Source organism: Streptomyces sp. NPDC001714, from assembly GCF_042892755.1.
In the GTDB taxonomy this organism is placed as follows: domain Bacteria; phylum Actinomycetota; class Actinomycetes; order Streptomycetales; family Streptomycetaceae; genus Streptomyces.
Map to the genome: position 1 here is coordinate 320328 of NZ_JBIAUL010000012.1, position 11763 is coordinate 332090.

An 11763-nucleotide genomic window follows, 5' to 3' on the forward strand; every position below is an offset into this window, starting at 1 on the left:
CCAGGCCGGCCGACCCTCTCGTGCGTCGTCCGGCCGCCGCCCCCTGCCCAAGAAACGAGTCACGCCACATGACCGCCGCCCGCCCCGGCCCGGCATTCTCCGTCCACGACATCCCGTTCAGCACGTACGGATCCTGGTTCGACATATCGCCCGTGATCGCGGAGCAGACGTACGCCGAGGACCTGCACCTCGTCTCGCACCAGAACGGCATGCACGGCGTCCTGCGCCTGGTCCCCCTGAACCCGACGACGGGCGAACGCGCCGAGACCCGTGTCGCGGCGGCACCGGGCCTGCTGAGCTGGATCGGCGAGAGCGGGCGCGTCGACCTCGCCTACGAGTCGCCGGACACCGTGCGACTGCGGGGAAGCGGCCTGGGCATCGGCGTGTTCGCCGCCGCGCGGACCCTGACGCCGTTCAGCGGCACGTACCTCTTCCACGATCCGGCGGCGGGCGCGCACGTGTTCACGTCGTACGAGACCGGGCGCCGCTACCGCGTGACCCTGTTGTCCGGAGCCATCGCCGAGGCGACCGGCGCCCAGGCCCTGGGCAGCGCCGACCGCGGCGTCGCGGTCACGGCGGACAGGCCCTGGGAGATGGCCATCGAGGAACTCGACACTGCCCGCCCGCGGTATGCGACCTCGACCGCCTTCGATGACATCGTGGAGACCGCACAGGGCGCGTTCGCGAGCTTCGTCGAAGCGGTGGCCCCCTGGCGCTCGGCCGCCACCCCGGCCGCCGAACTCGCCGCCTACGTCATCTGGTCGGCGACCGTACGGCCGACGGGTCTCGTCACCCGGCCCGCCGTGCTGATGTCCAAGCACTGGATGGACAAGGTCTGGAGCTGGGACCACTGCTTCAACGCCCTTGCCCTGACGTCGGGTCGGCCGGAACTGGGTTGGGACCAGTTCCACCTGCCCTTCGACCACCAGGACGCCACCGGCGCTCTGCCCGACTCCGTCACCCACTCCGAGGTCCTGCACAACTTCGTCAAGCCGCCCATCCACGGCTGGGCCCTGGGCCACCTGCGCCGTCGCCTGCCGACGCCACCGAGCCAGGCCGAACTGACCGAGACCTACGAGCGGTTGGAGGGCTGGACGAACTTCTGGCTCACCGCCAGGCGTGCCCCCGCGGACGAACTCCCCTACTACCAGCATGGCAACGACAGCGGCTGGGACAACGCCACCACCTTCGACCCCGAGCGAGTGGTCGTCACCGCTGACCTGGCCGCGTTCCTCGTCCTGCAACTGCACGAACTCGCCGACCTGGCAACAGAAATAGGCCGGATCGAAGAGGCGAGGCGGTGGACTCGTACGGCCGAGGAGACCCAGGCCGCGCTGTTCGAGCAGCTCTGGACCGGCGACCGTTTCGTCACCCGCGGGGTCGGCACCGGAGCAACCTGGAGCGGCGACAGCCTCCTCGACCTGATGCCCATCGTGCTGGGCGAGCGCCTCCCCGCCGAGGTCGCCTGTGCGCTCGCCGACCGGATCAAGGCCCATCTCACGCCGTACGGCCTGGCCACCCAACTGACCACCTCGCCGCACTACCTCGCCGACGGCTACTGGCGCGGTCCGATCTGGGCCCCCGCCACCGTCCTCGTCGAGGACGGCCTGCGCCGCGCCGGCCACCACCGGCTGGCCGACGACATCAGCGTCCGCTTCCGCGCCCTGTGCGAGACCCACGGCTTCGCCGAGAACTTCGACGCGCTCACCGGAACGGGCCTGCGCGACCGCGCCTACACCTGGACCGCCAGCAGCTACCTCCTGCTCGCGGAAGCGCACGCACACCGAGACGGCCGCTGACCGGCCGTCGCCCGCACAGCCCCGGGGTCCCAGAGGTCCCGGTCCTTCCTCCCCTCCCCAGGAGCCGCACAATGAAGTCACCCACAACGTTCCCCGGAACCACCGCCCGCAGCAGACGCCGGGCAGTGTCGTCCGTCGCCGTCCTCATGGCCGCCCTGGCCTCGACCCTGGTGCCCGCCGCCCCTTCCCGGGCCGCCGACACCAGCGTCACCGTCGACTTCGCCACCGCCGGAGGCGCGCCCACCTATCACGCCGCCGGAATGATCTACGGGATGACGCCGGACGGCTCGCTCCCGCAGAACCACTTCTTCAAGGACATCAAGTGGCACTTCATGCGGGCCGGCGGCGCCCAGCTCAACAGCGGTGGCTACGCCACCAGTCTCGCCGACTACCAGACCCGCTGGAACTCGACCCTGGCCCAGTACAAGCGGACCGCCGCCCTCGGCGGCACGTTCGTGCTGCTTCCGCACGATCTGTGGGGCGCGGACGGCACCACCACCCAGGGCTGGCCCGGCGACAACGGTGACTGGACCCAGTTCGACAACTTCGTCACCCAGCTCATCGGCGACGTCAGAGCAAACAACATGACGGTCCAGTGGGACCTGTGGAACGAGCCCGACGGCGCCGGGTTCTGGAAGCCCTCGCAAGCCCAGTACCTGCAGATGTGGTCGCGCTTCTACGCCCGGGTCCGGGCCGCGTTCCCGAACCAGCTCATCGTCGGCCCCAGCATCGCCGGCCAGCCGAACTCGTCCAACACCTGGTGGACCGCCTACCTGAACTACGTCAAGGCCAACAACGTCGCCCCCGACGTCTACAGCTGGCACGACGAACCCGGCGACCCCGCCACCGACGTCGGCCGCGCCAACTCCACCCTCGCCGCCGCCGGGCTCACCAACACCCGCGCGTACCAGATCAACGAGTACGCCACCCTGTCCATGCAGTCCCCCGGCGGCGGCGCCTGGTTCATCGGCCGCCTGGAACGGGCCGGCGCCGACGGCCTTCGCGGGAACTGGGCCTCCGGCACCGGCCTGCACGACGACGAGGCCAACCTGCTCACGAAGAACAGCGCCGGACAGTACCTGCCGCTGGGCGAGTGGTTCATGTACCGCTACTACGGCTCCCAGACCGGCAACATCGTCAACCTCGTCCCGGGCACCGGCACTGACGGCCTGGCCACCAAGGACAACACCGCGAAGAACGCCAAGATCCTCCTCGGCAGCAGCGGCAACACCGGTACCGTCACAGTCAACCTGACCGGCCTCAACACCACATCGGTCGTGGAAAGCGGACAGGTACGCGCGGTGGTGCAGCGCGTCCCGTACAACAACGGCGCCGCGGTCGCCGGCCCCGAGACCATCGCCGACACCACGCTGAGCGTCAGCAACAACGCCGCCTCGATCAACATCCCCTGGAGCAACGCCAAGGACGGCTACACCGTCACCCTCCTCCCGCCCTCCACCACCGCCATCTCCACGGTCGCGGTCAGCGAGAACAGCGGCCAGTGCCTGGACGACACCAACCTCAGCACCGCCAACGGCACCCAGTACCAGCAGTACTACTGCGAGGGCGGCTACCAGCAGATGCTCGACCTCAAGCCGGTCAGCGGCAAGACCAACACCTACACCGTGGTCGACGAACTCAGCGGCAAGTGCCTCGACGTCTCCGGCGCTTCCACCGCCGACGGCGCAGCCGTCATCCAGTACACCTGCAACGGCGGGACCAACCAGCAGTTCACCCTCAATCCCGTGACCGCGCTCGGCAACAGCAAGGACTACCAGCTCGTCGCCGTCCACAGCGGCAAGTGCGTCGACGTCAGTAACATCTCCACCACGGCCGGCGCGCTGATCCACCAGTGGACCTGCGATCCGGCGAGCGCGCTGAGCACCAAGAAGAACCAGATCTGGCGCCTGCTCGGCAAAGCCTGACAGCTGGTACCGCAGGTCACCGAATCACCCAACTGATGTCCATCGCGAAGCCGTTGCACTCACGAGCAGCGGATTCAGTCCATTGGCCCCGAGAAGCCGTATTCCTATCGATCATGAGGTCGTTCTGATCGAACAGGGCGGCTGGGGCGGGTGATCTCGGTTGGGTGGATGCATGAGTACAGGACCTCTTGGTACCTCGGGGTTGCGACGCCACTCGAGTACCAGGAGGTCCTGTTGTTCCAGACTCGCGTGACGGTCCTCGACGCGTCCAGCTCCCGCGTGTCGTCGCGCGTCCAGCGCCCACGTGTCGTCGTGTGGTTGCCTCGCCCACGAGTTGGGGAACGCGGCCGACCGTCCGAACAGGGTGCGGCGGTATCCGTCGGAGATGCCGGATGCAGACCGGGTTCGTGGTGCGTCCGCTTCTCGCCGAGCATGCTCATGGCCCGGCGCCCGGCCCGCACCCGGCACGCCGGCCATGAGGACGCCGAGGGCGTCCGGGGTGGCCGTCATGTCGACGTGGGCGAGGAAGAAATCCGGGTCGGCGCTGTCGAAACGATCACGCGTACGGTGGCATCGCTGGCAGGCGTGGTGAGCAGGCGCCGCAGGTCGGTCATGACCGATACGCCAAGGACGTTGATCGGCGGGTTGTCGATCGTGACGTGTGCGACTCCGTCCTTCTGGCTGACCCGCAAGGTCTGGCAGGCGTCGTAGCCCATGGCTCTCCTCCGCAGGCCGACCTGACGCTGGGCCGCCACCTCCCTCGGCGACGCCCTCGGCAAGGCCGCCGGGACACGGGTTCCGGGGTCCAAAGACAGCTGACGGTAGGCCCTGTTGGCCGGCAGCAGGTTGTCTGCACGGACCACGAAGGCACGCCACCCTCGCTCGCTGCAATCCAAGACCGGCAAGCAGACTCAGCGAAGCTGCGACTAGGGCTGGTGAGTGATTGGTGAGGTCCGGCAGAGTGCGCGAACGCGTGGTGGAGCTGCGGTCGGCGTACCGCACGGCAAGGGTGAGTCGGCTCGCGATCTGACTTTCGCCAGGCGTTGGCCGGCCTGGTCGGCAAGTCGCGTGTAGCAGGACCTGGACGGCCAGCGCCCTGCTGCGGCCTCGATGGTCGCCGCAGGCGTCGGTCTCCTGGAGCGCGCGGCTGACCATTTCGGCGGCGGTGTGGGCGTCCTCGTAGCGGGCCGTGTCGCCGAGTCCCAGTGTGGTCCAGGTGTGCCCGTGGCCAGCCGGGCTCCGCGATACGCAGGGCCAGTGGGAGCCCGCCGCACGAACGCATCACGTCACGCGCCGAGTCTTCGTCCTCGTCCATCCGGTCAGCGCCACCGATCCGTCGCAACGGATCCCAGGCGTTGCCCCCGTCCAACCCCGACAATGCGACGCGCTCATCCACGGCCGGCGAAGCAAGAGCCTGGCGGCTGGTGATCAGGACAGCGCACGAAGACCCACCCGGTATCAGCGCGCCGACTGCTGTTCACGGGCCGCGTTGTCCAGGACAACCGGGACACGCGGGTCGGCCGACACCGTTCGGAACTGCCGTGTCCGCCCGGCCTGGTCGTCGGGGATTCCTCCGCGCGGCATTCCGAGCGCCACCAGGAACTCGCCGGCTTCCCTTCGGTCGCCGATGAGTTTCGGTGTGCCGGGAGGTCCAAGTCGGCACACCTGACAGAGGGAGAACCCGATGGGCACGACGCGCTCGCATCCGATGACTCACATCGCCCGTCGCATGTTCGAGCTCCTGGAGCCGATCTGCGTGGTCACCTTCATGGCCGACGAGTGCAACGAGGAACTGGCCGCACTCGGCCACCGCTCCTACTGGGACGGCTACTTCGCCAGCCGCGCCGCACCACTGGGACGGGTGCCGGCCCAGGTCGTGCACGCAGCCTTCTACAACTTCGCCGACGGGGAAGCCGCACGGCACATCCCCAGCGCCTGGGAGACGATCCCGCCCGAGGCCTCCGTCGCCGCGCGGGAGCGGGGCAGCGCGGCCTCCCTACGACGCATCCTCGGCGACGAACTGGCCGGCTCACCGGGCCTGGTGCGCGCCGCAGACCTGACCACCAAGGCCGCGACGAGCGCCCCCACCGAAGGCCGGGTGATGTACGCCGGCATGCGCACCCTTGCAGTACCCAGCGACCCCGTCGCCCGGCTGTGGCATTCCGCGACCATGCTGCGCGAACACCGCGGCGACGGGCACATCGCCGCTCTCGTCGGCGCACGCATCGGCGGCACGGAGGCCCACGTGCTCTGCGCCCTGGAACAGGGCATCCACCCCCCGGAGTCGTTCGGACGCATCCATCACCTGCCGAAAGAGCGCCTGGCCGCGGTCATGGACGGCCTGCGCGAACGCGGACTCATCGACACCCACGGCCACTTCACCGACGCCGGCCGCGCGACCAAACAGCGCATCGAAACCCTCACCGACGAACTCGCCACCCCGCCCTACGACGCCCTGTCCCCCGCCGAACTCGACGAACTGATCACCGAGCTCGAACCCATCACCGCGACCCTGGTGGCCACCGGCTCACAGTGACACGCAGAAATTGCCACAGATCCTCATGATCAGAGAAGGCACAGGACACCGACGCCCCTGCGGAGCACGCGGGTGCCATCGCCTGGGATCGGGTCGTACAACGGATTACGCGGCTCGAGCCACACCCGCCCGTCCTGCCGACGCAGCACTTGCACCGTGGCTTCGTCGTCCAGGAGCGCAGCGTCGATGTCGCCATGGTCGGCGCTGTCCGTCTTGCGTACGGTGACGGTGTCGCCGTCACAAATCGCCGCATCGATCATGGAGACGCCGACCACAACCGGCCTCTCGATCCTGCCTCGCAGGCCGGACGCCCAGTGACGCACGCGCCGCCGGGCTAGTGCGTGCCCCTTTGGTGGGTTGACCAGTTGATCGGATGCGTCTGTCCTACAGCCGCACACATACGACAGGACACCCTCCCACGTGGGGCGGGGCACAGGGAGTTGGATTGTTCCGGACGGGCTTTGGGAGAAGGGCGCGGCTGTTCTGACGTGAGCTCGTCGGTCGTATCACCAGCATCTTGACGTCTCTCAATGCCCTACCCCCATGACCCGGCTGGGCGATAGGCTCCAGACGTGCGTTGATCTTGCGGGCGGCAGCCACGTGCGGCCGCGGACGGTGCGGGGCGCCTCGTAACGGGGTCGCCCCAGCGGGCGTACCCGTCATCACCCCACCGGAGATCCACACCATGACTGCTCAGCAACCCCCCACCTACGACGCGTTCGTCGAGCTCGCTGCCGCTGATCCAGCTGTCGTCGGTCTCGTCCTCAAAGGTTCCCAGGCCCACGACGGCATGATCACCCCGCACTCCGACCACGACCTGTACGTGGTCCTTGCCGATGGCGCGACGACCGAGCTGACCCGTTTCGCGGGTCACCGCAGCACCGAGCTCGACCTCGTCATCGTCACTCTCACCGAGTTCTGCGGGGCCGGGATGCCCGGTTGGGAACGCTATGCCCTTGCCCGTGCGCGGATCGTTCTCGACCGGCTTGACGGAGGCATTGCCCGCATCGTCGCCGACTGGGGCCGGCTGGACGCCGCTGAGGCGTTCCGTGACGCCGCCGGATGGCTCGACGCGTACGCCAACTCTCTCTACCGCTCCGTCAAGAACCACCGGGACGGCCGGGCTCTGGCCGCCCGTCTCGACGCGGCCGACAGCATGCGGCTCCTGCTCGAGTTGCTGTTCGCTCTCCACCGTCGCCCCCGCCCCTACAACAAGTACCTGGAGTGGGAGCTCGCCCGGTACCCGCTGCCGGGCTGGGACACCGACGAGCTGCTCCGTGCCGTGTACCTCATCTCGGCAACAGGCGACGTTTCCCTCCAGCGGCACCTGTTCACCCTTGTCGAGAAGGCGGCCCGGGAGGCCGGACACGGCGAGGTGTTGGACGCATGGGGCGACGACCTCCACTTCATGCGACCACAAGAGACAGACAGCCACACTCCCTGAGCTCTGCCCTGGTGTCACGGCATCGGAGCCGCCCTGGACGGCCCCGTTCGCCGGGCTGGGCGAACGATCGCCGTAGCGGCGTTCGCGGCTCGGTCGCGAGAACGGCGAAACCGCCGGACCCGCGACGGAAAGGGGTTCCGTCGCCGGTCCGGGGCCGGCCCAGCGGGCTTTGGAGATTCAGTTCAGTCGGCGATCTCCACCCAGAACGCGTCCGAGCCGTAGAGGATGCGGTCCTCGAAGTAGTAGTTGATCAACAGGCCACCGGCCGAGCGATTCTCGGGCAGGTGGCGACGCTCGGCAGGCACAAGCCGGTTCCGGTCGGACAAGATCGAACAGTGCATCACGGGGTCCGGTTCACCGAACCGCACACTTCACGGCCTTGGTACCAGTGCCGCCGTGCGCCGGGACAGGAGGCGGCCGCGCGGGATCGCCGCCATGAGCAGGGTGCCGAGGACGGCACCCTCGACCCCGACGCCCAGTTGGAGACTCCACATGCCCGTCGGTACCGGCAGCGCCAACAGCAGGCCCACCGCCAGCGAGGCAGCCACGGCCCACACCATGCTGCGGGTCCTGGCCAGCCCACCGGACAGCGTCCCGGCTGCCACGGCCACGGTGATCGGGGTGAGGAGGCTCGGGGATGCCAGCCAGTCGAGGCCGCGCTGATGTGCCCACCAGGTGTAGGCGGGCGGCAGCAGGACCGCCGTCAGCGCGGTCGCACCCAGCACCGGGGCGAGGGCGCGCCGCGCCGGCCGCTCCGGCACCACCACGCCACCAGACGTCCGCCGCCCGCGTACTGCACCGGCCAGCGGCACCCCCAGGAGTACCGCGAGCAGTGCGAGCAGCCACCAAGGGGAGAGCAGCTCTGTCATATAGGTGTACTGCGTCCACACTGCGGCGTGCAGCGGGCCCGGCAGAGCGGCCAGGCGCTTGTCCATGAACTGGCCGTACTCGATCTGCCACTGGAGCCCGAAGACGGTTCCCGCCTCCGCCGCCACCGCCCACGCCACCACGAGACCCACCCCCGTGAGGGTGACGAACGGCCGGCGTGCCAGGTCGACCGCACGTGCCCAGGAGTCACCGAGGTACTGGCACCACATGGTGAACAGCAGTGTGAGCAGCGCCACCGCCAGCCAGCCGGAAGCCTGTGAAGAGAAGCGCATCCCCGGCAGCATCAGATGGTCCGCGACCGCACTTGGTGCAAGCGCGAGGCCCGCCAGCACCCCGAGGCCCACGCCCAGCCGGAACGGCACCGGCGAGGGCGCCCCCGCCCGATGCCTCAGCTGGTGCAGCGAGGCACGGACCGCAGTCAGTAGCAGCACCAGCACCAGCAGCAGGGTGATCAGCCCTGGTGGCCACCAGCCGCTGATGCCGCCGCCCTGCCGGACCTGCGCGGTGACCGAGGAGACCGGGTCCCAGGCGGCAGGCAGGCAGAACCCGATGACGAAGGCGAATCCGAAGCCCGGGTGCATCAACAGCGCCTCGTCGGCCAGGCAGGCCCGACGTTGGGCGAACGTCGGATGGGTGCGGGTGGTCCTCGCCCACCAGCCGCGCACCGACCGTGGGGGGCGGCCGCCGGACGCGGCCGAGGCGAGGTCGAAGGCGTGCAGCAACGGCTGCGCCGTACCCATCCACTCCATGACCCGGGCGTCGGCCCGGAACTCCCTGGTCCGCAGGATGGTGGAGCGGGCGGCGAGCAGCACCGCGCCGAACACGGCCGAGTCGAACAGCGCCGGCCCGGCGTACGGGGCGGCGCCGGGCACGAACAGCAGTCCGACCAGGTCCCCGAACATCCGGGGGAACAGCATCAGCACGAAGTAGCACCGCAGCAGCCCGAGGGTGACAAGAGTGATGTCGACGTCGCGGTTGCGTAGGTGGGCCAGTTCGTGGAGGACGACGGCGCGGAAGGCGGCGCGATCTGAGGTGCTCCCGTCGAGGAGCCGGATCAGGCCGCGGCTGAGGATGATCCGCCGGTGGCCGGCCCGGCCGAAGGTGACGCCGTTCACCCCGGAGTCGAGGAAGTCCACCAGAAAGGTGACCCTGCGGGCCTGTCCGGCACCGACGGCCAGGCGGCCGGTCTCCGTGTGCAGGACGGGGAAGCGCGCCGGGTCCAGCGGCCGCACCCCGCGGCGGCGCGCGCGGCGGGCAGACCGGAACCGGTAGTGCCCGGCGGTCGCCACGGCGAGGATCGCATACGACACGAGGATGCCCTGCGAGGTGCGGTCGTCACCGGAGTCGCACTGCCGCTGCCGGGTGTGGGACTGGATGAAGTTGCCCGTCCCACCGGCCTTCCGTATCGCTTCGCGGACGCAGCTGTTGAGGTCTCGGCCGCCTCGGTCACCGGCGATGACGTCGGCGTAGCCGGGGTGCAGGACCGACAGGAACGACAGCACCGCGCAGATCAGCAGCACGAACGCGACGAGCGTGCCCGAGGGCAGCGGTCGGCGCGGCGGCACCGTCTCCTGGGGCGGTGCACCACTCCCCGTGGCCGTCATGCGCTGGGCCGGTCGGCCGCTCTCAGATGGTCCCGGACCGCTTCAGCGAGCAACTCGGAGCGGTCCGGCGGTAGACCGAGGAGGACAGCGCTACGTCCTGCGGCTGCCCCCAGTTCGGCGATCCGTTCCTCGGTGAGGGCAGGCGGCGATGCCTGGCCGCCGGGATCGGGCTCCGCCGGATCTGCACTGCGGCCGCGGGTCAGCAGCCGCCGGAGCCGGGCAACCAGTCCGCTGCCCACCGTCGCGCCCATCGTCTTCACCACCTCGGTGGCGACCCCGCAGGCGATGCTGGTGACGACCAGTTCGGCGGCGCCGCCGAAGGCCAGCGGATCCTCCTTGGGCCCCCGCCGGCCACGGCTGCGCGTACCTCGGGGCAGGCTTGCCGCGGTCTCTTCGAAATAGGGCAGTTCCTCAGGAGCGATCCGCGCCACGATGGCCCGCCCCAACGCGAGATCCGCGGCCTCGGGCTGTTCCACGAAGTCTTCCTCCTCCACGGGACGCCAAAGGACTGGCAACGTAGCGCAGAACGGCCCTGCGCAGGCCGGCTTCAGGTGCCTCTACCCAGTTTCACGACAGGCCGCCCTCGACTTCGGCACGGCTGGACACCATGTCCGACCACGTCCGCCCGCAGGAGAAGACTGCCCGTGATCCGTGACCACCGCTGGCTCGAGCGGCGCGGTCCAGCTCGGCGCCACCCGCCCCGGGCACCGCCGGCCGGGACGACGGCCGGATCCCTGTAACCCCCGGACGCCGCGCGGTGGTCAGGGCGGGCGCTGTGCCGTGCAGGTGCTGTTCGGCGTCTCGATGTCGACTGCTCGCCGCGGCGCTGCCGAGCGGGCCCTCATCACCGGCTGGACCACGGCACCGGGATCGAGCGGGCCGTACCCGCAGCCTGCGTGCGGCATGGTGGCCCGCCCCCGGCCTGGCCGGGGGCGGGCCACGGGCGGGTTAGGGAAGCCGGCTCCCCAGCGCCCTGCTGCAGCGTGGGTCACTGGCGTGGGACTTGTCGAAGACGAAGGAGAACCCGTAGTCACCGCCGCCGCGGCCGTAAGACCCGCCCAGCCAGTGCCACTGTCCGTCCTGCCTGGCGCTGTGCGTCTTGTAGACGAGCTTCGGGGCCACGCCGCCGTCAGCCCAGGTGACGTCAGCCTTGTTCCCCCCGCGGTTACCACCCTTGGTGATCTTGTACTGCACCCAGTTGACCTTGTCGGGCCTGCCTGACTGGCGGGTGTAGTTGACGTAGAGGTAGCCGGTGAAGCCGCCCTTGGAACAGTGCCACGTCGCGCCCTTGGAGACTGCAGCGGTGACTGCCTGCTGTGCAGGAGCCGAAGTGACGGCCGGGACGGCCGACGCCGCCGCGGAGGCCAGCAGTCCACTGGAGAGCGCAACCGCTGCCAGGGCGGTCGCGCTGCATCGCATCAGGTACATGAAGTGCTCCTTCTTGAGCCGTCAAACGACTCCGCCAGGAGGCCCATCGGCCAGGGACATCCCTGGCCGCCGACCTCGTCTGACCTCGACTTTTCCGGGTGTGGCATTGAATGGCAGCCCACCTCAACCACCCTGATCA

General features: G+C 69.6%; 9 protein-coding genes and 2 pseudogenes. 4 read left to right on the forward strand and 7 right to left on the reverse strand.

Going from position 1 to position 11763, the window contains the following annotated elements:
• The first annotated feature begins 68 nt into the window (after positions 1-68).
• Positions 69-1799, forward strand: coding sequence for an amylo-alpha-1,6-glucosidase (locus ACFY0P_RS30205; protein ID WP_388919924.1), 1731 nt, complete (start codon positions 69-71; stop codon positions 1797-1799).
• Positions 1800-1870: 71 nt separating this feature from the next.
• Positions 1871-3724, forward strand: a complete 1854-nt coding sequence (locus ACFY0P_RS30210) for an RICIN domain-containing protein (RefSeq protein WP_388919927.1) — start codon at positions 1871-1873, stop codon at positions 3722-3724.
• Between the two features lie 506 nt (positions 3725-4230).
• Here ACFY0P_RS30210 and ACFY0P_RS30215 read toward each other — a convergent pair.
• Together ACFY0P_RS30215 and ACFY0P_RS30220 are read right to left on the reverse strand one after the other, a co-directional pair.
• Positions 4231-4440 (reverse strand): hypothetical protein, encoded by a 210-nt coding sequence (locus ACFY0P_RS30215; RefSeq protein WP_388920041.1) that lies wholly within the window; start codon positions 4438-4440, stop codon positions 4231-4233.
• A 238-nt stretch (positions 4441-4678) separates the two neighbouring features.
• Positions 4679-4879, reverse strand: a pseudogene (locus tag ACFY0P_RS30220) (hypothetical protein); the annotation flags it as partial.
• A 574-nt stretch (positions 4880-5453) separates the two neighbouring features.
• On the opposite strand from ACFY0P_RS30220, the gene ACFY0P_RS30225 reads away from it, so the two are divergent.
• Positions 5454-6260 carry a MarR family transcriptional regulator gene (locus tag ACFY0P_RS30225; protein ID WP_388919929.1) on the forward strand — a complete coding sequence of 269 codons (807 nt, stop codon included), beginning with the start codon at positions 5454-5456 and terminating at the stop codon, positions 6258-6260.
• 29 nt (positions 6261-6289) lie between these two features.
• Here the strand turns inward: ACFY0P_RS30225 and ACFY0P_RS30230 are convergent.
• Positions 6290-6535, reverse strand: a pseudogene (locus tag ACFY0P_RS30230) (LexA family protein); the annotation flags it as partial.
• Positions 6536-6945: 410 nt separating this feature from the next.
• On the opposite strand from ACFY0P_RS30230, the gene ACFY0P_RS30235 reads away from it, so the two are divergent.
• Positions 6946-7704, forward strand: a complete 759-nt coding sequence (locus ACFY0P_RS30235) for a hypothetical protein (RefSeq protein ID WP_388919931.1) — start codon at positions 6946-6948, stop codon at positions 7702-7704.
• Between the two features lie 182 nt (positions 7705-7886).
• On the opposite strand, the gene ACFY0P_RS30240 is transcribed toward ACFY0P_RS30235, so the two are convergent.
• From ACFY0P_RS30240 to ACFY0P_RS30255, 4 genes are all read right to left on the reverse strand, one after another.
• Complete coding sequence (locus ACFY0P_RS30240) at positions 7887-8009, reverse strand: hypothetical protein (RefSeq protein ID WP_388919933.1); 123 nt, start codon at positions 8007-8009, stop codon at positions 7887-7889.
• A gap of 66 nt (positions 8010-8075) precedes the next feature.
• On the reverse strand, positions 8076-10157 hold the full coding sequence (locus tag ACFY0P_RS30245) for a M48 family metallopeptidase (RefSeq protein WP_388919935.1): 2082 nt from the start codon (positions 10155-10157) through the stop codon (positions 8076-8078).
• A 35-nt stretch (positions 10158-10192) separates the two neighbouring features.
• A complete protein-coding gene (locus ACFY0P_RS30250; protein WP_388919937.1) occupies positions 10193-10672 on the reverse strand; it encodes a hypothetical protein in 480 nt (159 codons plus the stop codon).
• Between the two features lie 472 nt (positions 10673-11144).
• Positions 11145-11624 (reverse strand): hypothetical protein, encoded by a 480-nt coding sequence (locus ACFY0P_RS30255; protein WP_388919940.1) that lies wholly within the window; start codon positions 11622-11624, stop codon positions 11145-11147.
• Positions 11625-11763: the final 139 nt, after the last annotated feature.